Raw genomic sequence first — 23,545 nt, forward strand, 5'->3', positions numbered from 1 at the left:
GACAACGACGTTCCCCTTTCCGGCCATCGGCACCCGTCAGAGGCGATGGCCGGAACATCCCAACGGTCCGCACAGACCGTGATATACGGGCGTTCCGTCGCCCTTGCGGGCAACGTCACACTCCCGGCGGATATCGGTGCTTTGTCGTAAACTTGAAGGCAGTGTGAACAGCGGCCCGACGCCACAAGCGTCGGAATGCAAGAGGAGTGCAATGGCCAATCATCGCAGGAAGCGCACGCTCAGCCTACCTTCGTTAACCAAGCGTCACTGGATTCGTATCGCCGCGGCGGCGGCCGCACTGGCACTGGCGGCGACCGGCGGCATCACGGCCCGTCATTTCTGGGTTTCCGCGCACGCCGGCGACGAGGCGCAGCAGATCACATCGTTCTCCGCCACCGACCCGCTGGCCGTCTCCCGTGGCAACGAGCGCACCAACGGCGGCGAGACCTCCTATGTCACCGTCAAACTCGACGGCGAATCGCGCACCGTGCTCGGCACGGACTTCACCACCGTCAAATCCGTGCTGGAGGCCGGCAACATCACGCTGGGACCGGACGACACCGTCGACCCGGCGCTCGACACCGAAGTCGACGAATCCACCGTCATCACCATCGAGACCGCCGGATCCGCGCTGGAAACCTCCGAGGAGCCGATCGCGTTCAGCACGGTCAAGAAGGAGACCTCCGCACTGCCCGAAGGCACCGAGCAGGTGCAGACCGAGGGCGAGGAAGGCGTGATGGAGACCACGAGCCTGGTCACCCGCGCCGGGGACAAGGTCATCTCCTCCAACGTGTTCGCCTCGTACGTCAAGAAGGAGCCCGTGGACAAGGTGATCCTGGTGGGCACCGGCGCCACCGCCTCGTCGACGGCCTCCGACTCCTCCAGCTCGAGCGGTTCCGGCAGCTCCTCGTCCGCCGGCGCCTCGATCGGCACCACCGTGCCGGCCGGCGAGATGCAGCAGTGGGCGCACGACTACCTGCTGGCCAACGGCTACACCGAGGCCGACTTCTCCGCCACCGTGTACATCATCAACCACGAGTCCGGATGGCGCGTGAACGCCACCAACGCCAGCTCCGGCGCGTACGGCCTGCCGCAGGCGCTGCCCGGCAACAAGATGGCCTCCGCCGGCGCCGACTGGGCCACCAACTACCAGACGCAGCTCAAATGGTTCTGGAGCTACTGCAACAGCCGCTACGGCTCGGTGCAGGGCGCCTACAACTTCTGGGTCGCCAACCACTGGTACTGATCGACACGTTACGGACGAAGCCCGGGAAATCCCGGGCTTCGTCTTTTTACCTCGATTCCGCCTATCCTCCACGTAGGTTCGGTCACGTTGCCTATGCATAGGAGTAGGCTGTTGGGGTCACTTCGGCGGATGGGACCGCCCACCCGCCTCCGTCCGAAGAGCAAGAGAGAAGGGCTCGGCATGACCGCTGCCACGAAACGCAATCTGAGCACGCCGCTGACACCTGAGGAGTCGTTCGTCAACGGGCACCTGTCCCATGCGGCCATGGTGTCCATCGCCATCCTGACGTTCATCACATTCTGCGGCAACTTCACCCAGCTGCAGCTGAGCGCCGCCCTGCCGACGATCGTCTCCGAATTCGGCATCTCGGTGACCACCGGCCAATGGCTGACCTCCATCTTCCAGCTGGTCATGGGCGTGATGGTGCCGCTGACCGCCTACCTGACCCGCCGCTTCTCCACCCGCCAGATCGTGATCACGTCGATGGCGGTGTTCACCGCGGGTTCGCTGATGGCCTGGCTCTCCCCCACGTTCATCCTGGTGCTGATGGGCCGCATGCTGGAGGCGATCGGCACGGGCGTGATGTGGCCGGTGCTGCAGATCACCGTGTTCTCGATCTATCCGCTCTCCCGCCGAGGCATGGCCATGGGCATGGTGGGCATGGCCATGAGCGTGGCTCCGGCCATCGGTCCGACCTTCGGCGGCTGGCAGACCGATGCGAACGGCTGGCGCTCCATCTTCCTGACGCTCACCCTGATCGGCGCGTTCGCGCTGGTGCTCGCCACGTTCTGGCTGCGCAACTTCGGCGCCACGGACAAGACCGTCAAGGCCGACTTCTTCTCCGTATGCCTGTCGATCTTCGGCTTCGGCGGGCTGATGTTCGGCTTCACGAACATCGAGAGCTACCCGTTCGCGCATCCGATGGTCTGGCTGCCGATGGTGGTGGGCCTGGCCGGCATCGTGTGGTTCGTGCTGCGCCAGCTGGGCAACAAGCGCGCATGGGTTGAGGCGCAGGGGCGCGCCAATGTGTCAGAGTCCGGGATTGACGCCGGTCGGACGGCCGACGCTGGGGCCGCCGACGCCGGGGACTCCACGAACAGTCACGACGGCTTCCTGCACGGTCACCTGCGTTTCCACAAGTGGCACCGCACCACCGGCCGCGAGCCGCTGCTGGACCTGGAGGTGCTGAAGAACCGCAGCTTCACCGTGGGCACGATCACAGCGGCGCTGAGCTTCTTCGCCTTCAGCTCGATCACCGTGATCCTGCCGCTGTACATTCAGGACGACCGCGGGTATTCGGCCACGATGAGCGGCCTGATCATGCTGCCGGGTGCGCTCGGCCAGGCGATTGCGCAGTTCTTCGGCGGCAAGGCGCTCGACCGGTTCGGCGCGCGCCCGGTGGCGTTGATCGGCACGATCACGTTGTGCTTCGGCACGGTGATGATGAGCCTGATCTCGATGGATTCGTGGATCTGGTGGGTGTCGATCTGGCAGTTCGTGCGCCAGATCGGCATGGGATTCGTGCTGATGCCGATCACCACCTGGTCGCTGAACTGTCTGGACCCCAAGGAGGTGTCCGCCGGTTCGGCGGTGACGAACACGGTGCGTCAGATTGCCGGCGCGATCGGCGCCCCGGTGCTGGTGATCCTGATGGAGACGTTCGCCGCGCTGCGCCAGGCCGCGTTGGGTGGTGGCGACGACGTGGCGATCGCCGCCAGCGTGTTCGGCGTGCAGTGGGCGCTGCGCGTGAGCGCCGTGATCTGCTTCGGCATGGTGTTGATGGTGTTCTTCGGCGTGCGCGGCAACGGTGCGGGTTCCACCCGCGACCTGACCCAGCGTGCGCTACACCGCATGCACCAGGCCATCGAGCACTAACCGGGCAACGCCCGCGGCCGGCTATGCAAGCAGCCGACACGTATGCCAGGCGATGCCAGCCTGCGACGATGAAAACGCCACCGAACGATAATCGGTAGACGGCGAATACATATGGTCCGGCCCAGACCGGTTATCGGTCTGGGCCGGACCTTGTGCAATCAGTACGAACCGGTGCCGCGGAACACGACCATGACGGTTTTGGCCAGCAGCGCCAGATCGCCCGTGATCGACCAGTTCTCGATGTAGGACACATCCAGGAACTCGGACTGCTCCTGCGTCAGATCGGAGCGGCCGGACACCTGCCACGGACCGGTGATGCCGGGCTTGACAAGCAGTCTGGTGGAGTACAGCGAGCCGTACCGTTCCACCTCCTCCGGCAGGGCGGGACGCGGGCCGACGAGCGACATGTCGCCCTTGAACACGTTGAAGAACTGTGGGAACTCATCCAGCGAGGTCTTGCGGATGAACTTGCCGACCTTGGTGATGCGCGGATCGTCCTTGAGCTTGAAGATGAACCGGTCGGTCTGCCCGGTCTGTTCGGCCAGCTTGGCTTTGATTTCCTCCGCGTTGGTGACCATGGAGCGGAACTTGTACATCTTGAACGGCTTGCCGTGCAGGCCGATGCGCGTCTGGCTGAACAGCACCGGGCCGCCGTCGTCCAGCTTGATGGCGATGGCCGTGGCCAGCATGATCGGTGAGCTCACCACAATCGCCAACGTGGACAGGATGATGTCCAGCACGCGCTTGATCACGTAGGTGCCGGTCCGGTACTGCGGCAGGCTGGCGATCAGCACCGGTTGCTCGACCGAGTTGCGCAGGTAGAGGCGGTGGCCGCCGGTATCGGCCAGCGACACGGAGATGGCGAGCTCGATGCCGAGCGATTCGATGGCCAGCGACATGGCGTGCAGCAGCTTGGAGTCGCGGGAGAGCACGTCGGCGATGTACACCTCCTGCACGCCCAGCCGTTCCACGGTGCGCGGGAAACGCGAACCGAACGACAGCACCTTGAGCCGGTCCGCCCCCACGATGTCCGGATCGGGCGTGAACTCGGTGACCACATAGGCGTCGGGATTATGCGGATCAGCGGCGATCGGGCATACGGCCACCGGGTTGTATCCGAGCGACAGGTGGCTCTGCATCATCCGCAGCGTGCGGTTGATGCCGTCCGACGAGCCGACCACCACCGTGCTGTATTTGCTGCCGCCGCGGCGACGGCTGGAATGCAGCGCCCGCCGCATCAGCCACCGGGCGATGAGCTCCAGCAGCATCGCCACCAGCGGAGCGATGATCAGCGCGGTGCGCGGCAGCTCCAGCCCCAGCATGAACGCCACGCAGCTGGACAGCACGAGCGTGAATACGCCGGCGTTGATGACCTTGGCGTACAGGTCGTATCCCTCGGCCATCACATGGCGGTGGTAGCAGCCCGCGAACGCCAGGCACAGCAGCCACATGCCGCACACCAGCACGAGGAACAGCGGAATCGACATCACCTCGGGCACCGCGTCATATGCGTCGGGGTTCACGGCGAAGCAGATGACCAGCGCCAGCAGCATCACCACCACGTCCACCGCCACCAGCGAGGCGACATACAGGTACCGCCACAACGGTTTGCGGGTGATCGCGCGGAACACCGACTGGTCGGTATCCGGGAACGGCGTGTTCGCGAACGTCATCGGCTCGTGCGCGGCTGATGCCCCCGCCCAATGTCCCCGTTGATTGCGGTGCTCACGTACTCGGCGTTCCCGCGCGGTCGGCTCGGTCACTGCGATCGGCACGGTTTTCATCTCATCGGCCTTGGGTTCCAAAACCAATACCCCCCCCCCCCCAAAGGTTAGCTCCGTATGCTCTCTATCGATTGACTATAGTACGTTGGCGGGATGCCTGATTCCGCGGATTCCGGAACATGGCCGGGGCACACCGCCATTCGTTCCCCGGCAAGGCCGTGGACGACGGCGCGGGCGGGATCCGGCTGCCATCGCAGGTGTTCGCCATGTCAGTTCGTCTCCGCTTGTTGGGTCGAATCCGAGGTCGGATCCTGATTCACCGATGGCGACGATTCCGGATCCGTTTGTTCTGGATCCGTTGGTTCCGGATCCGTGTCCGTATCGTCCGTCTCACGATCCGGCTGCTGGGCGGACGGGCCGCCCGTCCCCGCTCCGGTGCCATACGGATCATACGTCCCGTACCCGTTGTTGCCGTACGTGTACTGCTGGTACTGCGACGGGGCCTGCTGCCCGGCGTTGATCGCGGCCAGCTCCTCCATCGACTCGTTCACGCCGTCGACGGCACGCTGCAGCTCCTCCTGGGCGTCCTCGAGCGTTTTCAGGTCCGAGTCCCCGCTCTGCAACGCCGTGTTCGCGATGTCGATGGCCTGTTCCAGCGCCACGCGCGTGGTGTTGTCGGCCACGGCCCACAGGCTGTTGTCGAGCAGCGTCTGCGCCTCAGTCACCGCGGTCTGCAGATCGTCCTGCGCGGCCTTGGTGTCCGAGGCGGTCTTGGCGTCACGGCTGTCGGTCACGGCCTTGGCGGCCTTGGTGACGTTGTCCGCGGCGGAGGTGAACTGTTCGGCCAGCGTGCCGTTGCTCCGGGCATGGGCGTCGAGGTCCGCGGCGCTGAGATCCGCGCCGCAGGCGGCGACCTCGTCCAACGCGTTCGCGTCGTCGATGGCCTGCTTGAGTGTATCCAGCGTGGCGGAGTCGGCCACCTGGTCGGCGGTCAACGCCGACGCGGCCTGGGCGTCCTTCAGGGCCGCGTCAAGCGCGGCGCGCGCATCGTTGGCCTCGGAGCTGGACTTGGTGCAGGCGGCGAGCGCCGCGGCATGGTCGGCCTCCGACTGGCCGTTGCGCCAAACCAGCACGCCGGCGATGGCCGCGGCCACCACCGCGATGGCAACGATGACGCCGATGATGACGGGAGTCTTGGACCGTTTGCGGGGTTCCTCCGGCGGCTGCGGCACCTCGTCGGGCAGACGGTGCGCGATCGCCGGCGGCATTGTGCTGAATTCCAGGCCGCCGAGCCGCTCATCGCGCGACTGGGCCGTGCGGGGCGACGTCGGGTCCATGGAGCCGGGGAACAACCGGGTGGAGGACAATACGTCGCCGCCGGGGAACACTGCAGTGGCGGCGGTCGAACCGCTACCGGGAATCACTGCGGTGGCAGAGGCGGAAGTGTCGCCGGACAGCACCGCAGTTGGAGCGTCGTCGCCCATCACCTCGGTACGCTCCCCCGCCACTTCGGACAGCGGCATGGCACGGGTGGATGCCTCCGCCGAGTTCTGTTGCATCCGGCGCAGCTGCGCCGTGGAGTAGGCGCCCTTGGCCGGCGCATGGCGAGGACCATCCTTGGGGGCCGGCTCGGGTTCGGGTTCGGGGAATTCGATGGAGGGGATGTCCCAGGCGGTGTCGACGATATCGCCACGGTTGGCCCGGACGATGGGCGGCAACGTGGTGCTTGTCAGATGCGGGGCGTCCAGCAGGGACGGCATGTCGGCCTGCCGGTCTGCATCCGCGGTGTACGCCGGCGTCGCCGTGTCCGCCGTCATGCCGGAACCATCCGACGCGTTGGGCGTGGCGTCCCCCGTCGGCACGACGACACTCGTCGGCACGACGTCGTCCGTCGGCGCGACGCCGCCCGGCGTCCTGCCGGCGTCGGTCGATGCCGCCTTCGCGGTGCCGCCGTTGACCGGCATGGGGAAGCTCAAATCCATGGCGTCCGCCATGCGATGCTCATCGTTCATTGCCGAACTGTCCCTTCCCTGTTCCGTTCCACTCTCTCACTCCAGTGTAGTGACGCCTGTCAACCTGAAGGCCCCGTCGCTGCCCCATACGAGTCAGGGCGGACCGAATCCGCCCTGATCTTCACGCGATGCCCGTCACCGGACTCACTTCTTCCGGCCACCCTTACGCTTGCCGGACGCGCCCCGCTTGGCGCTGTCCTCGTAATAGTAGTAGTAATTGCCCGCGTGGTTCTTCTTCGGATCCGCGAAGGTGAAGATGAAGCCGAGCACCGGCACGTCCGCCGACTTGAAGGTCTCGACGCTCTCCTGCAGATCCTTCTTCTCGGTGATGCCCTTGGCGGTGACCAGCACCACGCCCTTGGCCAGACGGCCGAACATGGCGCCGTCGTTCGCCACGCTCATCGGCGCGGTGTCGATGATCACATAGTCATACTGGGTGAGCGCCTGCTCCACCAGCAGCGTCATGGTATCCGAGCTGAGCAGGATGCTGGCGTTGGCCGGACGCTTGCCGGCGGGCAGGATGTGGAAGTTCGGCTTCCAGTAGGTCTGGACCACGTCCTTGGGGGTCATCTGGCCGGAGAGCACATGCGCCAGGCCGGCGTGCCCCTCGATGCCCAGATGGTTGGCCACGGACGGATGCCGCAGATCGGCGTCGATCAGCAGCACCTTCGCGCCGTCCTCGGCCAAGGCGGTGGCCACGTTGATGGACGTGGTGGTCTTGCCTTCGGACGGGGAGACCGACGTGATGACGAGCAGCTGGCCGTGGCCGGACACACGGTCGGTCTTCAGGAACGAGATGTTGGAACGGATGCGGCGGTACTCCTCCGCCAGCGCGCCGCCCGGCTGCGCGATGATGACCGGCTTGTTCCCCTGCAGAATCTCGTCATCCGGCACGCTGCCGATGGAGGAGGCACCCACCATGCCGCGCACATCGGAGGTGCTGTCCACCTTGGTGTTGAGCATCTCGCGCACGATGGCCCAGCCGATGCCCAGAATCACGCCGGCCACCAGACCGGCCGCCAGATACAGCGGCACGTTAGGCGAGCTCGGGCCCTCCGGCGTCTGCGCCTGCTGCACCACGGACAGCGAGACCGGGGCCTGCGCCTCGTCCATCGTGTTCATGGAGGTGGAGACCTGCGCGCTCAGGCTATCGGCCACCGCGTTCGCCAGCTGCTCGGACAGCGACGGATCCTCGGTTTCGGCGGTGATGTCGACCATGAAGGTGCCGTCGGGGTTGCTGGCGGTGATCAGTTCGGCGGTCTCTTCCACCGTGGTGTCCAGGCCCAGGCTGGTGATGACCGGTTCCAGCACCGCCTCCGTCTTCACCAGCTGCGGGTAGGTGGCGATCTGCTGGTTGATGTACGAACCGATCGAACTGTACTGGGAGGCGTTCGACGTGTCGCTGATCACGCCCTGGCCGGACATGGCCAGCAGTTCGGATGTGGCCGAATACTTCCTGGGCGTCAGGAACGTGTAGGCGGCCACCGCCGCGAACACCACCACAGTAACGATGGCCGCGGAAACGATATGCTTCCGGATCATCTGCAGCAGTTCCCCCAGGGTGATCCCCTCGTCTTCTTGCTCCATCTGATTCTGATCCATTAAAGGACCCCATTCCTTATTTGTTAGATAGACGGATAACGGATACATGCTAGCAGAGGCACGGGATGGAGCCCGTTCGGGGCTTGCGGGGCCGGCGGTCAGCTTCTGAAATCGTCATGCAGGGCTATGCGGCTGAAGACCACGGAGCCATCGGCCCGACGGATGTAATGCAGCCGGCGTGCGCTGGGGGTGTTGACCTGAAGGTACACGCGCCAGTACGTATCCCCCTCGGCCGTGCGACGCTTGGGGTCGGCGCCGCCGTCGCCGGCGCGCAGCTGGTGCAGCCCGCGTCCGGCCAGATCCTTGTCCAGCCCGAGCACGACCTCCAGCATCACCTGCGCGACCTTCTCCCGCTCCACGCCCTGCACCTCGTCGAGGCTGTCGAAGAACCCGGGGCCGTACGACCAGTTCCATGCGAGCGGTTTGTTCGGCTTGTCGGCGGCGGGGATGCGCATCACCCACGCCAGGTAGATGTCGCAGTCGAGCCGCTGCCTCGGGTCGGCGAACCGGTCCCGCAGGTCGGGCACCTCGCCGCCGCCCAGATGCCGGGACTGCCGCTTCAACGCGCGGCTCTGCTCCAGGGCGTGCCGTTTGACCTGCTCAAGCTGGGCCGCCACGGCCTCGCGCTGGCGTACCGCCGTGGCCAGTTCCTGCCTGGCCTGCCCGAGCTGGACGAACAGGGCGCGAATGGCCTGCGCGCTTGCCGTGTCCGCGGTATCCGGGGTGATGTCCGACAACTGACGCTCGTCCATGGCGGACAGTTCGGCGTGGTCGGACTGCCGCGCCACCTTGCCGGCCATATCCTCCGGCTGGATCCAGGCCGGACCGCCGGGAAGGTATCCGGGCGCGGCGGCGGGCCGCCCGTCCACATCCAGCAGCGACACCAGCCAGTCGAGTCGCACCGCGCCGTCATCGCCGACGGCCGACCATGCCGCCGCGTCGTCGTCGCGTTCGATGATCCGCACCGGCATCACGGCACCCTCGGTGAGCTCATACCGCAGGTCGCCGCCGACGCCGGCATCCTCGGCCGACACCTCGACCAGAACGTCGGGGAACAGCTCCAACGTGCAGGATTCCCTCAGCACATGCCTCACACGCGCCAATACGACCATGCCGTCGGCGTACCCGGACAATGCGTCGCGCGGCGCACACGGCTGCGGTTCGGTGACGTCCAACCGCCTGGAATCATCGTCGAACAGACCGGAAACCCGCATGCCCTTGGCGAACAGGCGATCGCCGGCGACGGTTTTGGACACGAGCCGGGTGAGGATAGTGGCGTACCGCCCTCCCCCGAGATCCACCAGCACGCGGCCTTCCGCCGGACTGCCCAGCACGGTGCCGGACACCTTGCGTTTGCCGGCGGTTGCCTGCTCGCTGGAATACGTGTGGCTGAAGCTCAGACGCGCCGCCTCCTGCAGCACCGCGTCGGTGACGCGTTCGCGGTCGGCCATGCCCCAGCCCCAGAACAGTTTCACGCCGCCGCGTTTGATCCACGCGGAACCGGCGGGGATCACCCGGCACGCGTTGCCGAAGGTCTGCACGCCTTTGGGCATACGCGCGTTCAATTCCGCGGTGGCGGCCTCGCCGACGACGTCCACCACCAGGGCGGCGTCGCGCAGCATTCTGGACAATTCGCCGGTATCGGCTAGGGACGAGGCCATGCCCGTGTTGCGTGTGGCGATGATCACCGGCATCGTGGAGGATTCCGCGCACAGATAGGCGGCCAGATGCGCCGCGCGTTCCGCGGTGTCGGCGATGAGCACCCCGTCGGCGTTCTGCGGCAAATCGAGTCGCGCCGGCGCAGCGGGGGCGGTGCCAACAGCCGCGATGTTGGATTTCTGCGCGGGTTTCGGCTGGCGGGCGGCCTGTTCCTCCTGGCGACGCCGGGCTTCGGCCCGTTCGGCCTCACGCTTGCGGCGTTCCTGTTCCTCGCGGGCGCGCCGCTCCTCGGCTTCGCGTTCGCGTTGACGCGCGAGTTCCCGCATACGATCCTGTTCGCGGTCCACCGCCCGCTCGATGGCGCCCATGGTGGCGTTCGGCGTCGACTCCGGGTAGACCAGCGCGGCCTGACGGAAGTCGGACAGCCAGGCGTCGTCGCAGGGATAGACGCGGGCCGCGCCGCCATACACGGACAGCTGCTTGCCCATCCTGTCGGAAAGTTTGAACGCCAGCGCGTAGGAGATCACCACCACATCGGCCTTGGAACCCAGGCGACGCTTCAATTTCTCCGGGTCGGCCGCCGGCTTCCGCTCCCGCTGCGCCGTCGACATCACCACCACGATGCGGCTGCGCTGCGAGCGCCGCAAGTAGGTGCACAACTCGTTGACATCCCATTCGTCGCGCAGGATCACCACCGCATCATTGGGAAGTTGCATGACGGGCTCCTTTGGACTATGGCGGCAGCGGCCGGTATACCAACCACATTAGCATCGGCGACTGCACGGCGGCGTGAGAAGTAGCGACGAATCGACGGGCTTTCTTCGTCTCCTCTTTTGAACTTTTCCCAACTTGGGATAATGTTCGATTTTTGAAACATTTTAAAATGTTTGATTATTCAAACAAAAGATGTTAGGAAAGGTCGGGCTCGGCGTCTTATGCAAATGTGGTTGAGCCGTTGTCAGGTCGGTTTCAGTCGGTTGCCTGCATGACATTTCCCGAGTGGGCACATGCCGAGGTTGCGCCGGTGTGATTCGCAACCGAATCAGGGGATATCGCAAAGTGGTATGACCACGTTACTCAGAAAACAAGAAAACCAACCAACAACAGACGTTGCACTTGCGCATTAAGCCCGCGGCACCATATCGAGCGCTCCTTCGGCGGTAGAGTGGACTCATCGATATGGATGCGACGCCGTAGCGTCGCGTTACAGGACAGCACGACCGCGCATCTGCGCCAAGCGCACAGGAGGGGAACAGCCATGTCCGACCTGCTCAAGGATAAGGCGCTAGTTATCGGCATCGCCTCCAGCGCGCTATTCGATCTAGCGCAGAGCGACGAAATCTTCCGCGAACAGGGCGTGAAGGCGTATGAGCGGTATCAGAACGACCACATCGACGAGCCGTTCCAGCCCGGCGTCGCATTCCCCTTCATCTCCCGCCTACTACGGTTCAACGACCTGTTCGATGACCGGCACAAGGGCGTCGAGGTCATCGTGCTGTCCCGCAACAGCCCCAAGACCGGCCTGCGGGTCATGAACAGCATCGAGCACTACCACCTGGGCATCACCCGCGCCGTGTTCCGCGGCGGTCGCTCCACGTTCCCGTTCATGGACGTATTCAACATGTCGCTGTTCCTCTCCGCAAACGCGCAGGACGTTGATGCCGCCGTCGCTGCGGGGCAGCCCGCCGGATGTGTGCTCCCCTACAGCGCCACCGACGCGGACGACGACGGCAACGAGCTGCGCGTCGCCTTCGACTTCGACGGCGTTCTGGCCGGCGACTCCGCAGAGCGCAACTTCCGACGCATGCAGCAGGAAGATCCGGACAACGCGCTGGAGCAGTACGCCGAATACGAGCGAGAGCACGCCGACCAACCCATCGAGGGCGGGCCGCTCAAACGACTGCTCGCCGGTATCAACACCCTGCAGGAAGCCGCCGCCCGCAGCACAATGGAAGGCAAGCCGTCGCTGCGAGTGTATCTAGTCACCGCACGCAATGCCCCGGCGCACAAGCGGGCCGTCCAAACACTCGAACAATGGGGACTCACCGTGGACGAAGCGTTCTTCCTCGGCGGACTGGACAAGACCGAGATACTGAACAAGCTCAGCCCGCACATCTTCTTCGACGACCAGCTAAGCAACCTGTCCGCCCGCAGTCTGCACATCCCCGCCGTGCACATCCCCTTCGGCGTTACCAACGGCAGGAACGACAGCTAATTCCAGCTGAACAAGATGTGCCCGCCGACTTTGAGTGTTGCCTATTGCGGGCCTATAGGACGAAAGGTAGTGTCCGAACGGGGTGGTGACGTTTTGTTGGACTTCGTTTGTCCTTGTTCTTTGATTATGCCACGAGGCCGAGCTCGCGCCTGTGGCCCATGATGCTCATATCTTTCGCACAACTCCGCCGCACGCCTACGCCGCTCCCTCGAATACCTCACCACGACAACGACTCCTCACCACCCAGGAAGTCCAACTTTTCGTCACCACCCCTTTTTAGGCGTGAAACCGGCAGTGTGTACCATAGGTGTTGTGGATGGTGTGGTGACATTTGATGATGTACGTGAGGCAGCGGCCGTTGTCGCGCCGCAGCATGGCGTGAATGAGATGTACGCGTATGGATCTGTCGCTCGCGGCGACAATAATGCCGATTCCGATGTGGATCTGATCTACAGCATGGGTCCGGGGCGCAAAGCCACCGCTGGTGCCATCATGGGGTTGAAAGACGATTTGGAACGTCACCTAGGCAAGGATGTGTCGTTGATGTCGAAGCGCGCGTTGTTGTTCAATGCTGAGCATACGCCATCCGGCCGCCTGTTCTACAATGCCATTCGTGCCGACCTGAAGCAGGTGTTGTAAATGACTGGACAATCACGTGATGCGTTACTACTGCTGGAACTGGTCGAACATCTCGAATACGCCTATGAGGACGTAGCACAGTTCAACAGCGCCGAAGAGCTTGCCCTGTCCCGTCGAGACAGGAACTCCGCCGCCAAAGAAATAGAACAGGCACAGGAATGCGCGAAGAAACTCTCCGACGAGGCATTGGCAGCACTCAGTGACATTCCATGGAAGGAACTGCGGGGCTTGCGCAACGTCATTGTCCACGAATACGGCAACGTGGAGTGGGACGTGCTCTATGACACCGTTACGGAAGATTTCCCGCACGTCATTGAAACCATAGACCGGTTTTGTCGCGCGAACAACATCCGTTGACCTCTCAAAGATCAACGAACAACTCCGCACCGGAGACATCGAGCCATACTCTGAACCAGACCTCAACCAAAATGCGCAAGCTATCGGTCGTTATCCCCTTTATCACGAACCGCTTAGAACCGATACGGTAGTTCCGGCACATTCACGGGGAAATCATGAATCACACGCATGAGCCGCTCGCGGCAATACGGCCATATTGCAGCCCGCGCCTCATCGCGCTGCGTATCGGAATCGATGGCATTATCATCAAACTTACAGCGCAGCATAAGCTCTATATGGAAGAGGCGCTCATAATCGTCGTCGGATTCAACATTGTCCTTCTGCTGTTGACCAAGGCGCGCTGTGACGTCGAAATTGACATTGACGGCGATTGGCCAATCCGACGCGCCGGTGTCACTGACTTCAAGATTAGCGTTCGCTTGGAACTGGATGGTCTCTTCTTCCCCCGGAACGGAATATGTTTCGGGGAAAAACTCCGCACGTTCCGAAAGCTGTTCAAGGTTGGTCAAGCGTTTCATACCGCCGACTCCTTCCGCATATAGGACTCCCCGTACGGAGGGACCGAGATTCGCATTGATATGCCCCTGTTGCTAACTTCCGCCTTCGGTATATCCAAGGACAACTGCTTGCTCGACCACGCCCGCAGCATTACTATTTTTGCCGGAGCCGAATCCTTTCCACATGATGGGACACTGTTACGCCAACGGCATGCGCCAGACGCCGTACCGTGCCCATGGTCGGATCGGCCGTGCCGCCTTCTATGGCCTGCAACTCGGCAAGAGCGACGCCCATGCGTCGCGCCACATCTTCTTCGCTGAGTTGACGCTCGTGCATTATTGAGACCAATTCGTCGATAAGACGCTCGTCATTCTGTACAAGCACAGCCGCATGCTTCAGCAAAGCGGAATAACGTGCCGTTCTGTGATGTCCCATACTTCCTCGTTTCATTTCGATAAGTCTCACAGTGCACCTGTTTCTGCAGCCATCGCCACAGCCTACAACAAGATGAATTTCCGTTATCCCACGAACACCGACGAATAAGCATCCACTCGGAAGAACGCACCGCCGATACCACCACACGTTACCGACGTGTACCACTTACCGAAGACGCCGTTATCAAACACGATTATTCTCCACTTGCAAAAGTGGAAATTTTTTATAGCCAACAAAATCACCATCCAATACTAAACTGTGCCATATGGATATCACCAGTAATCGTTTTGTTCTTCTATACGCAGATTACTTCTTTGAAGCAGCCAACTGGCACGCGAGACAGATTAAAGAACTTCAGGCGCGACCAAGTTCTTCCGGAGGTAGCGAGAACATTGCCCGAAAACAGTGCTACCACGCGGGAGCTGCCATCGAGATGGTTTTCAAAGGAATACTGGCAAAATATAACACACAAGCACTCTGGCCCTACTCAAGCAAGTCAAGTCGTTCTTCTCAACAGACTAACGGACAAACACAAAATATCGACGACTATCAGCAACTCAAAAGTGGAGATATAGATATTGCAACACTTGCAAATCATCCGACCGTAAAAATGGAGAGAATCATAACGAGCCTTAAACCTTTCTTCAAAGAGCACTCACTTGACTTTGAAATAATCAAACCGCGTGTAGAATTACTTATCACAGCAAGAAACATTGCTGCACATCACGCCATAGCAATCTTAAAAGATAAAGCCGCCGAGGGACACTTATGTCTTCTGAGAGATTATATTAGGCGATGTATCGGCGAATTATCATCTGAATTTCAGTGTCTACGTTCGTATGTGGTATATCGTGATGATTATCCAGCATTATCTGAGTTTCTTGATGAATGGCTTATATCACACACTATTCGTTCAAGTGCTTTGAGTAACAGCGTATCCATTTCAGAGTATCAGCAACGATACAACGCTTCTATTCGCAAAATACGGAGAGAAGATAACAACATGTTTAAAAAGAACCGCTATGGCGGACTGAAACGACACATTCAGGTTTCAGTCGTCAAATGCCCCAGATGCTCCATGCCTGCTTTTCTGGTTTGCCGCAGTACACCAGCATATACAGCCCCCGAAGATCTCCCCGATCGCAGTCCTTCAATTTTGTTTTCTTATGAGCAAGATACAATGATTTGTCCAGCCTGTACGCTCACTTGGAGTGACATACATCTTGACTATTTTTCCAAAGGGAAAATGAAAATCCTGCAAACACTTATTCCTCAGATCAATGTCAGCAGCATCCATAAAGAATGGGAGTCATCCTTGTATACGCAGATCGAACAAATTCTCTCAAGCTAAATTGTTGCTAACACTGACTTTCACATAGTAAGGAGCTGTGGATATTTCTTTGGATCAATCTCATGCAACCTCTATCCGATACCGGATAACGTCCGCTGGTTTGCGCACTTTGGTTGAGGCCTGAGCAGGAAGGGCATGGCCCGTCGCCGGGGTACGATTTCAGTCGCCAAACAATCAATCGCAGTTGGAAAGAGGCGACGGAGCCATGCCGAATCAGATTCGGCAGGTCGACGAGAACATGCTCGAGACCAGGCTCGACCGATTGGCGTCGGAGAAGGTCGAGGAGCTACCGGACGCGATGTTGGACGCGGAGACGAACGAGATCACGGACACAGCTAGATACGAGCGAACCGGGGAGAGAAAGGCGTACAGGGCAGGTCATTTCGAGCGGGACCGGGCGGTCGTTATCTCTTTCCGAACAGTTCGTCATGGCCGCCCGTACGCATGAACACGGCGACGCCGTCCCCACGCACCCAGATTGCAAGCCAGTCGCCGGCGTTGCCGACATGGCATTCCATCACCCCCGCTAAATCGCCGGTCAATGTGTGGGCCCGGTGTCGGCGTCGTAGCGTCTCGCGGGCCTCGCCGGTGTCCTCGAGCACTAAGCGTATGACTTCCTTGAGGTCTGCGAGGTCCGCATGGCGGCGCTTCAGACGCTTCACGTCCCGCTCGAATGCCTTCGTGTACTCTGCCCTGAGCACGTCAGATCTCCAAGGCTGCGAACATATCGTCGGCCGTGTCGAACCGGGCTGCGCCCGATGCCGCGATGCGACGGGCCTCGTCCAGAGCTTCCGAGGTCTCCGCCGGCAAAGGCGAACACGACAGGTCGAGCGGGATGCGCCGTTCGCGCACAATCTGCCGATAAAAGGCCCTAGTCACGCTCGACAGGTCGAAGCCTAAGTCCTCGGCGATCATGGACGCCCTGCGTTTCGTATCCTCGTCCACACGGACCGTCACCGACGCCATGGCCATCACACACCTCCACTACTCCTGTAATACAAACTATGACTATCGTAGCACGTTGGTACTTGAACGTGTGACGTTTCAGTGACGATAAGCCGTCGAACGCACGTCGATGGCGTCATGGTGCGCCCCCGGACGACTTCACACCCCAGCCCGGCTATGTCCGCGTTCTTCGTGGCTACGCGCACGGCCCGTCCGGCATGCACCGTTCTCTCGGATCACGGGCCTGTTACGGCGGAGTATCCGGCAAGAACCACTTCGGGCACAACAAATGGTCCGACAGGGGCTAATACCGCCGAACACTTCGATACTGCGCGAAACAGATGCCCAGTATCGCCTACCGGAACAGCAAACGCCACAGCACTTGCAGGAGCGCCGTGGCGTTTGTTTTGGTTGGCGTTATGGTCAATCGTTCAGATGGGCGATGGCATACTGCGCCTCTTCGGGAGTGAATTTCTCCCCGTATTCGCTGATAAGCTGATCGTAGATCGCCGCGGGGCTCATTGCCATCATGTCCTGACAGTCCTTCGCCTTCTGCAAGGCGTTCGCGTTCCAGTCGGCCGTCATGTGGTCGATCGCCCATTGCGCGGCATCCGGGGTGAACTGTTCGCCGTATTCGCTGACGAGCTGATCGTAGATGCCCTGCTTGCTCATGTGCATCATGTCGGAATACTGGTTGGCCTTGACAAGCGCGTTCTGGTATTCGACCGGGACCGGGGTGACTCCGGTCACATCCACGTTCACGGTCACACCTCCGCAGTCGATGGTGAACGTGGTGGCCTGCTCGCCGACAAGCTTGCCAGGATTAGTCACTTCGCCCCCCCGCGGCGCGCCACGGAGGACACGCGACATTCAGCCGGCGACTGAGTCAAGGACGTTTTCACGGCGGATAAAATGGTGAGGTACGTCCCTTGCAAAGTCGGGAGGGAACGAAAGAAAGGAAATCGGCATGAGCGAGAGATTCCCCGGAATCGACTGGTTCTGCGACCGTTGCGGTGCGAGTCTGGATACGCAACCGGGATTCGATGATCACAAATACATCTGGAGATGCATAGAATGCGGCCACAAAAACAGCATCTCGTCGACCAATATATACGACTCTCACGAGGACTACTGGAACGGAAAAGAATAAGAGGCAAACATGGGCATTCTCAACGCACTATTCGGAGGACACGGGCGGAACGACGATGATGACGCCGAGGCTGACATCTTCTTCGACAAGAGGACCTGTACACGATGCGGATCGACAATGCAAGGAGACGGGTACAGGTACGAATGCCCGGAATGTGGAGTCCTGTTCGCAGAGGATGGAGAATACCTCACGCCGGATGAAAGGATGATGAAATCCGCCGGCAGTGGACGGACATGCGACAACTGCGGGAAACCGCTCCGTGGCGGACAGCTGACCCTCCCATGGGAGAACGGGGGAAATCCCAACGCATTCGTGCGATGCCCGCATTGCGGATACAGCAATATCCAGTACGGATTCGGCGAAGACGACTGAACTGGGACAATCCCCCAACTGGGCTAGACCCGTCCGCAGAGATTGTCCGCTATTTGAATATTTGTAGTTTTCAAGGCCACTGATTATTGTCTTTCAGAGCCATCGTTATTGCCGAGGGAGGCCAGTGGCGGATTGGCTCAAGACCACTGGCTTCCCTCGGGGTCAGGGTTCGAGCATGGTTTGCCCGTGGTGTTGTCTCATGTTGTATTCGCCGGTGTCGATCCATATCGTGTTGTGCACGATGCGGTCGAGGATTGCGTCGGCGATGGTGTCGCCGCCGAGCCGGTTGTGCCATTCCTTGATCGCCGGTCGGGTGGCGAACGCGGTGCTGGCCGTGTCGTAGCGGAGCTCCATGAGCCCGGGTGGGAATCGTTTGAATGGCTCGTCGGGCTTGTCGACGAGCCATTCGTCGATGGCGAGCAGGTTGTAGGTGGAGTATTCGCGCACGAGCTTGGGCACGCCGCCCGGCCTGTCCGCCGCCATGCTGACTTGTTCGGCGAGGTCGGGCATGCGGATGCAGACCGCGCGGTAGCGTGCCCGGCACGCGGATTTCGCCAACGCGCATAACAGGTGGGACTTGCCCGATCCGGTGGCTCCCTGGAACACGACGTTGAGCCGTTGCCCCGGATAGTTGCCGGCGTCGAGGCTCGCGATCGTGCTCCTGTCGAGCCTGCGTTCCCCCACGAGGTCGATGGTCCGCAGGTCGGCCTGCGGGTAGCGCAGTCCCGCGCGTTTGACCAGACGCTGGATCTTGGCGTCCATGTGTCCGGAGTGGGCGCTGTCGACCGCGAGTCTGATCACCTCTGTGTGGCTCAATGGCACGGCGGCTTGCTCGTCGAGGCGTTCGAACGCGTCGAGCAGGTCCTGGGCGTTCATCTCGCGCGGCTTGCGTTTGGTCTCGGTGTCGATGATCATCGATCACCTGCCCATGTTCGCGTAGTAGTCGCCGCCGCGCACCCAGCCGGCACCGTCACCGCGGCCCTCGACGCCGCCGGCGTCGTCGGGGATTTCGCCCGTGATGTCCTGCCCGGATTCGAGAATCGGCCTGATGTGCGAATATCCGGGCGAGGCGATGGTCCGCAACGCCAGCGAGCACGCGTTCTCCAACCGTTGTGCAGAATACCGTTTCGACGGGCGCAGCACCGCCAATGCGGGCTCCACCGCCTGGTCGTCGAGCCGTTCCATGGCGAACAGCCTGCCGACCACCATGGCGCAGTCGGGGCCGATCCGCTTCGCCCACTGTTCGCATCGCTTCCTGTCCCATTGCCGCCACACGCCTTTGCCGGGCAGGTCCGTCTCGTTCGTCGACCACCGGTTGGCGGCGGTGGCGGGCAGGAGCCGATGCGTGCGGAGCCTGGTGTTCCCGTGCCAGACCTCGAGCGTGCTCGCACCGATTCTCAGGTCCACGGTGGAGCCGACGTACGCGTACGGGACGGAATACCAGTTGCGCGCCCACGCTACATGGCCGTTGGCCTGCACCCTCCTGCCGTACGCCCGGTCCGCCACCTCGTACGGCATTGGCGGCAACGCGATCAGCAGCGTCCTCTCCTCCGATTCGAACACGGAAAGCCGGGAGCCGTCGCGCTTCCGGAAAGGGCGCGCGTTGTATTCCGCGAGCCATTCGCGTATCGCCGTACGCAGCTCGTCCAGCGAACCGAACTCGCGGTCGCGCATCGCTCCGACCAGCGCCATGGTCGCGTGCCACACGGTGTTCTCCGCCGAGGGCTTGTCCTTCGGCCTTTTCACCCGTCCGGGCAACACGGCCGCCGAATAGTGCCCGGCCATGCCCCGGTACGCGTCGTTCAACACGATCTCGCCCTCACGCGGGTGCTTGATCACGCCGGTCTTGAGATTGTCGCACACCAGACGGGGCGTGGAGCCGCCGAACCACTCGCACATCGCCACATGGGCCCGCAGCCACGTGTTCTGCGTCATGTCCAAAGCGGGCTCCGCGAACGCGTACCGGCCGGACGGCAGCACGCCGACAAACAGGCACACGGTTGACGAGTCCCCGGTGACCGGGTCGACGATCCGCATGGTCTTGCCCGCCCAGTCGACCTCGATCGCGCGGCCGGCCTTGTGCTCCACCCTGCTCGTCACGCCGAGTTCCGGCACATGGGCCGCGTACAGCTTGCAGAACCGGTCGTAACCCATATAAGGCTTCCCGGCCCGCCGGCATCCGTCCACGTACTCGCCGTGCGGGATCCTCAACGTCACGCCCACACGCGCCAACTCCCGGTGCGCCCCGGCCCAATCGGGCCGCCCGTACACGCTCTCACGCTCGCCCCGGCCCGGGAACAAGAGCGCGTACACCTCGTCGTCCGGCCTGTCGGCGACATCATCCCAGCCGACGCCGGCCGTCTTCGCGGCGCCGGGCGTCTCGGAGACGCTCTGCCCCGCGATTCCCAGCGATCCGGCCATCGCGCGTCCGGACAGGCCCCGCCCGTCCAGACGGAGGACCGCCTTGACCTTGATTTTCCTTACCATGGTGGCAGCTCCTTTCACCACACGTGCCCCGCATGGTGAAAGGAGCCTAACAACCGGTGGCCCTGAACGGCAATAACGCCGGCCTTGAACCGCAATAACCCCCAAAAGCCCGATCGGCCTCCCACGACAATAACAACGGCCCTAAAACAAGCAAATATTCAGTGTGGTGGTGACTCATCAAAAGTAAGCGCGAAACCGGGTTGGTCTGTTTGGCTGGTCTCATGGAAGACGGGATCGGCATGCAGGCGAAACGACTGGTCACCCTCAGGTTCAGGGATGAGTACGCGAGGGCGTCGAAAAGCAGAAGGGCGTCATCCTGGACAAGATGTGCACACTCACCATTGCTCACAGACAATGTGCGAGGTTTTATAATGTCACACGTTGGTCAGTTGTATGCAAGATCTTGGGCTCTAAATCAATTCCGTGCCACGACGCGGCGCACAATATCTGGTACGGAATGTCCACCGAACACCTTTATTCGATCGCAAACACGAGATATCGCGCGGAGCTGGTGATCCGGCTGAGGGTGTTGTCGGCGATGAGTTTGCTGCCGGACCGTACTCACCATTGCTTGCGTTCGCATTGGCTGGCGACGGGTGTTGACCCGACTGAGCTGTATATCTCCATGATCCCGGTAGATGAGGATGCTGTCTGCCGCGCTGACCGGCGTGGCAGACAGCATCCAGGATCAGCCCCAACTCAATCTCCAATCGAAAGCCACAAAAGTAATCAAAACAATATGGTTATGAAAGCCTTAACCGTAATTCGATTCACTCATGATTGCGGATTATTAAGTAGAAGATCCACCAGCGCCCCATGGCGAACAAGGAAAATAAACAGCCTGCAATACAAAGCGATGTTAAAGCCCATGTAACTATACCTACTAGTGTAAGCGGATTTCCCCATTCGCAAGCAGGAAGTAGAGTCGCAACAAGAAGCATCAGAGCCGTCGGAATTGCCGAAAATTGTACAAGACGACGCGGTCGTTGCATAATGCGCGTAATCAATCTTGACTCATCACGATTGGCGAAGAAAGCAGAAAGACCTAATTGAGCAATAGCGAGTACGTCAAAAACTGATTCAGCATCCTGAAATGACGCATTTCCAAAAAACATACACGCATCAAATAAAATAAATACCAGTAATTCAACAAAGAAATACACAATTAGCGGAAGAACCATACGTCGTCTGGGAATAATCCATCCCCGTAACATCTCGGTATACGTTGGAACATCTTTACGTAAAGCCGAGAACAACCTATCTTCACTACGTAAAGTATGTTGATTCTGCTGTATGTTGCTCAAACCGATAGCATTACTTTCAAATCCTATATCCTGCACTAATGCCGTTCGACATTCCGGCGCAATTGTTAAAGAAAGAAAAGCCGAGTGACGCAGCCATTGTTGTTCGAACTCAAATTCCACAAACCCCATTTTCGCAAGATGTTTCTTATTTTTATATACCTTTTTAATTTGCTTTCTGGCAAATGAACACTTGTTTATAGATTGTTTTCTTTGTAACCCTGATAATTGTTTGGTGCTCAATTGCTTTTGCTGTTTAATTCGATTCAGCTGTCGTTTCTGCCGATCTTCAATAATATTAAGGTATGTTTTAAGCTTCAAATCACCAAAACGAGTAATCGCAAATCTATATGTCTGGCGTCCTTTGTTCTTCGCAGGAACAACAGCGCAAACCGGATACTGTTCGGTATAATAATCGCAAAGTCGCAGAAATGTATCTTGGTTAGCAGCATTAATGGTGATATCTTGATTGCTCAGCAGCTGCACAATATAATTTATATTATGAGTACGTATATTATATTGCTGAGTAATTAGCTGTTTTACAGTGTTTCGATCATGATTACCGCCGAACTGTTGAAATTCATCTAATTTTTCATGAATCTCATTAATTACGGAATCGGGTATATTCTCAGACAGTCCAAGTGCTGCGATCTCCATAAGTGCGGCAAATTCGTTATTCATCTTGCGATGAGTCATAACTATTTGATTGTCGCTAATACAATCGTATTCAGTGGCCACAAATCTGCGAAACATAAACATTGGCAACGGAATAAGCATATCTTTGCGCAGAGAAATTCCGTATTGCAATGCAATTTCAGAAAGAACATCCCAGTCAATTTCAATCAACCATTGCTCGCTCTGCCTGCCAACATCTGACAAGTCAATAAACCGATGCTTCTGGGTAACCCATGGAGTATCATCATCGACACAAATCGAGTTGCCTTTTGCTGAAACGTTGCTAACAAGATGCAAGAGAAAGCGAGTAGCGGGACTTCGTAGCAATCTAATAAAATTAGTTCCCACATAGTCTGCGGAATATAATCTATTGAAAACATTGCTTGTTGCTGAAGCCATTCCAGCCATCGAATCACTCTCTCAAGGCTTCATAATGAAATTCAAATTACGCATCCCAGCATGCGCCGAATGATATGGGCTAAATCCATACTGCAAATCTTGCATGGCTTGCTCGGAACGGCGCATAGAACGTTCAGCGCGATCTTGGAAAGAAAGATCTTCTTCCTTTTCGGAACTCTGCGTCCCTAACAATTTACGTGGCGGCAATACGCCCATCATTGTCATAAGCTACGCCCTTACCTTTCCAAATATCAAAATACACAGCAAAAGCATACATTGCTGGATGCTTCGCTCTATACTTCCATAGTATAGTGCATCCCAAATACGACATGGGGGCTGCGGACGTTTTCTTGGAGACTGAGCGGAAGGATTGTTGCCGTGTCCGGTCGCGAGGAGCGCGAGCGGGCGGTGGAGCTGTATTTCACGACGTCGATGTCCACGAAGCAGGTTGTGGAGCATCTGGGGTATCCGACCAGGCAGTGCCTGGAGCGGTGGCTGCATGCCGATCCACGGTATGCCGACGTCGTTCCCAAGCCTCCCATACCGTTGGGGGCGCGGCGTCGCGCGGTGGAGCTGTGCCTGTCCGGCATGCAGCGGAAGCAG

The 23,545-nt window shown here is 60.1% G+C and carries 19 protein-coding genes and 2 pseudogenes; 8 read left to right on the plus strand and 13 right to left on the minus strand.

The window, feature by feature from the left end; translation table 11 throughout:
* Nucleotides 1-211 precede the first annotated feature (211 nt).
* Nucleotides 212-1,246 carry an aggregation-promoting factor C-terminal-like domain-containing protein gene (locus OU11_RS05185; protein WP_033514930.1) on the plus strand — a complete coding sequence of 345 codons (1,035 nt, stop codon included), beginning with the start codon at nt 212-214 and terminating at the stop codon, nt 1,244-1,246.
* 180 nt (nt 1,247-1,426) lie between these two features.
* Nucleotides 1,427-3,121 (plus strand): MDR family MFS transporter, encoded by a 1,695-nt coding sequence (locus OU11_RS05190; RefSeq protein ID WP_052122667.1) that lies wholly within the window; start codon nt 1,427-1,429, stop codon nt 3,119-3,121.
* A gap of 158 nt (nt 3,122-3,279) precedes the next feature.
* On the opposite strand, the gene OU11_RS05195 is transcribed toward OU11_RS05190, so the two are convergent.
* The 4 genes from OU11_RS05195 to OU11_RS08810 form a co-directional block, all read right to left on the minus strand.
* Nucleotides 3,280-4,905 (minus strand): sugar transferase, encoded by a 1,626-nt coding sequence (locus OU11_RS05195; RefSeq protein ID WP_052122697.1) that lies wholly within the window; start codon nt 4,903-4,905, stop codon nt 3,280-3,282.
* 209 nt (nt 4,906-5,114) lie between these two features.
* Nucleotides 5,115-6,857: a hypothetical protein gene (locus OU11_RS08805; RefSeq protein ID WP_052122669.1), complete on the minus strand. Its 1,743-nt coding sequence runs from the start codon at nt 6,855-6,857 to the stop codon at nt 5,115-5,117.
* A gap of 144 nt (nt 6,858-7,001) precedes the next feature.
* Entirely contained in the window at nt 7,002-8,423 is a 1,422-nt protein-coding gene (locus tag OU11_RS05205; protein ID WP_152597088.1) for a tyrosine-protein kinase domain-containing protein, read from the minus strand.
* A gap of 134 nt (nt 8,424-8,557) precedes the next feature.
* Nucleotides 8,558-10,834: a hypothetical protein gene (locus tag OU11_RS08810; protein ID WP_052122673.1), complete on the minus strand. Its 2,277-nt coding sequence runs from the start codon at nt 10,832-10,834 to the stop codon at nt 8,558-8,560.
* Between the two features lie 542 nt (nt 10,835-11,376).
* On the opposite strand from OU11_RS08810, the gene OU11_RS05215 reads away from it, so the two are divergent.
* The 3 genes from OU11_RS05215 (at nt 11,377) to OU11_RS08815 (ending at nt 13,329) form a co-directional block, all read left to right on the plus strand.
* A complete protein-coding gene (locus OU11_RS05215; protein WP_033514936.1) occupies nt 11,377-12,333 on the plus strand; it encodes a 5'-nucleotidase in 957 nt (318 codons plus the stop codon).
* Between the two features lie 312 nt (nt 12,334-12,645).
* On the plus strand, nt 12,646-12,972 hold the full coding sequence (locus tag OU11_RS05220; protein WP_152597078.1) for a nucleotidyltransferase family protein: 327 nt from the start codon (nt 12,646-12,648) through the stop codon (nt 12,970-12,972).
* Entirely contained in the window at nt 12,973-13,329 is a 357-nt protein-coding gene (locus OU11_RS08815) for a HepT-like ribonuclease domain-containing protein (protein ID WP_052122675.1), read from the plus strand.
* Between the two features lie 113 nt (nt 13,330-13,442).
* On the opposite strand, the gene OU11_RS05230 is transcribed toward OU11_RS08815, so the two are convergent.
* The gene (locus OU11_RS05230; protein WP_033514938.1) at nt 13,443-13,847 is read right to left on the minus strand and encodes a hypothetical protein; all 405 of its coding nucleotides are present in this window, start codon (nt 13,845-13,847) and stop codon (nt 13,443-13,445) included.
* A gap of 133 nt (nt 13,848-13,980) precedes the next feature.
* On the minus strand, nt 13,981-14,292 hold the full coding sequence (locus OU11_RS05235; RefSeq protein WP_152597079.1) for a helix-turn-helix domain-containing protein: 312 nt from the start codon (nt 14,290-14,292) through the stop codon (nt 13,981-13,983).
* Nucleotides 14,293-14,527: 235 nt separating this feature from the next.
* On the opposite strand from OU11_RS05235, the gene OU11_RS09190 reads away from it, so the two are divergent.
* Together OU11_RS09190 and OU11_RS05240 are read left to right on the plus strand one after the other, a co-directional pair.
* Nucleotides 14,528-15,613, plus strand: coding sequence for a hypothetical protein (locus tag OU11_RS09190; RefSeq protein WP_152597080.1), 1,086 nt, complete (start codon nt 14,528-14,530; stop codon nt 15,611-15,613).
* Between the two features lie 205 nt (nt 15,614-15,818).
* Nucleotides 15,819-16,004 (plus strand): annotated as a pseudogene (locus OU11_RS05240) (IS256 family transposase); the annotation flags it as partial.
* A gap of 13 nt (nt 16,005-16,017) precedes the next feature.
* On the opposite strand, the gene OU11_RS05245 reads toward OU11_RS05240, so the two are convergent.
* The 7 genes from OU11_RS05245 to OU11_RS09200 all read right to left on the minus strand — a co-directional run bounded on the left by OU11_RS05245 (nt 16,018) and on the right by OU11_RS09200 (nt 23,161).
* Nucleotides 16,018-16,314: a type II toxin-antitoxin system mRNA interferase toxin, RelE/StbE family gene (locus OU11_RS05245; protein WP_033514944.1), complete on the minus strand. Its 297-nt coding sequence runs from the start codon at nt 16,312-16,314 to the stop codon at nt 16,018-16,020.
* Nucleotide 16,315: 1 nt separating this feature from the next.
* Nucleotides 16,316-16,585 carry a type II toxin-antitoxin system RelB/DinJ family antitoxin gene (locus tag OU11_RS05250; protein WP_033514946.1) on the minus strand — a complete coding sequence of 90 codons (270 nt, stop codon included), beginning with the start codon at nt 16,583-16,585 and terminating at the stop codon, nt 16,316-16,318.
* A 396-nt stretch (nt 16,586-16,981) separates the two neighbouring features.
* On the minus strand, nt 16,982-17,389 hold the full coding sequence (locus OU11_RS05255; protein ID WP_206538222.1) for an Ltp family lipoprotein: 408 nt from the start codon (nt 17,387-17,389) through the stop codon (nt 16,982-16,984).
* A gap of 853 nt (nt 17,390-18,242) precedes the next feature.
* A complete protein-coding gene (locus OU11_RS05265; RefSeq protein ID WP_033514950.1) occupies nt 18,243-18,995 on the minus strand; it encodes an ATP-binding protein in 753 nt (250 codons plus the stop codon).
* A 3-nt stretch (nt 18,996-18,998) separates the two neighbouring features.
* Complete coding sequence (gene istA, locus OU11_RS05270) at nt 18,999-20,567, minus strand: IS21 family transposase (RefSeq protein ID WP_033514952.1); 1,569 nt, start codon at nt 20,565-20,567, stop codon at nt 18,999-19,001.
* A gap of 770 nt (nt 20,568-21,337) precedes the next feature.
* Nucleotides 21,338-22,951, minus strand: a complete 1,614-nt coding sequence (locus OU11_RS09195) for a hypothetical protein (protein ID WP_152597081.1) — start codon at nt 22,949-22,951, stop codon at nt 21,338-21,340.
* 12 nt (nt 22,952-22,963) lie between these two features.
* Nucleotides 22,964-23,161 carry a hypothetical protein gene (locus tag OU11_RS09200; RefSeq protein WP_152597082.1) on the minus strand — a complete coding sequence of 66 codons (198 nt, stop codon included), beginning with the start codon at nt 23,159-23,161 and terminating at the stop codon, nt 22,964-22,966.
* Nucleotides 23,162-23,320: 159 nt separating this feature from the next.
* Here OU11_RS09200 and OU11_RS09205 point away from each other — a divergent pair.
* Nucleotides 23,321-23,545, plus strand: a pseudogene (locus OU11_RS09205) (helix-turn-helix domain-containing protein); the annotation flags it as partial.

Source organism: Bifidobacterium pullorum DSM 20433, assembly GCF_000771405.1.
GTDB classification, from domain to species: Bacteria; Actinomycetota; Actinomycetes; order Actinomycetales; family Bifidobacteriaceae; genus Bifidobacterium; species Bifidobacterium pullorum.

Excerpts from the sequence above, each read along its gene's own strand:
- OU11_RS05185 (WP_033514930.1), top strand. The coding sequence starts at position 212 with ATGGCCAATCATCGCAGGAAGCGCACGCTCAGCCTACCTTCGTTAACC.
- OU11_RS05190 (WP_052122667.1), top strand. The coding sequence starts at position 1,427 with ATGACCGCTGCCACGAAACGCAATCTGAGCACGCCGCTGACACCTGAG.
- OU11_RS05195 (WP_052122697.1), bottom strand. The coding sequence starts at position 4,905 with ATGAAAACCGTGCCGATCGCAGTGACCGAGCCGACCGCGCGGGAACGC.
- OU11_RS08805 (WP_052122669.1), bottom strand. The coding sequence starts at position 6,857 with ATGAACGATGAGCATCGCATGGCGGACGCCATGGATTTGAGCTTCCCC.
- OU11_RS08810 (WP_052122673.1), bottom strand. The coding sequence starts at position 10,834 with ATGCAACTTCCCAATGATGCGGTGGTGATCCTGCGCGACGAATGGGAT.
- OU11_RS05215 (WP_033514936.1), top strand. The coding sequence starts at position 11,377 with ATGTCCGACCTGCTCAAGGATAAGGCGCTAGTTATCGGCATCGCCTCC.
- OU11_RS08815 (WP_052122675.1), top strand. The coding sequence starts at position 12,973 with ATGACTGGACAATCACGTGATGCGTTACTACTGCTGGAACTGGTCGAA.
- OU11_RS05230 (WP_033514938.1), bottom strand. The coding sequence starts at position 13,847 with ATGAAACGCTTGACCAACCTTGAACAGCTTTCGGAACGTGCGGAGTTT.
- OU11_RS09190 (WP_152597080.1), top strand. The coding sequence starts at position 14,528 with ATGGATATCACCAGTAATCGTTTTGTTCTTCTATACGCAGATTACTTC.
- OU11_RS05250 (WP_033514946.1), bottom strand. The coding sequence starts at position 16,585 with ATGGCCATGGCGTCGGTGACGGTCCGTGTGGACGAGGATACGAAACGC.
- OU11_RS05265 (WP_033514950.1), bottom strand. The coding sequence starts at position 18,995 with ATGATCATCGACACCGAGACCAAACGCAAGCCGCGCGAGATGAACGCC.
- istA (WP_033514952.1), bottom strand. The coding sequence starts at position 20,567 with ATGGTAAGGAAAATCAAGGTCAAGGCGGTCCTCCGTCTGGACGGGCGG.
- OU11_RS09195 (WP_152597081.1), bottom strand. The coding sequence starts at position 22,951 with ATGGCTGGAATGGCTTCAGCAACAAGCAATGTTTTCAATAGATTATAT.
- OU11_RS09200 (WP_152597082.1), bottom strand. The coding sequence starts at position 23,161 with ATGATGGGCGTATTGCCGCCACGTAAATTGTTAGGGACGCAGAGTTCC.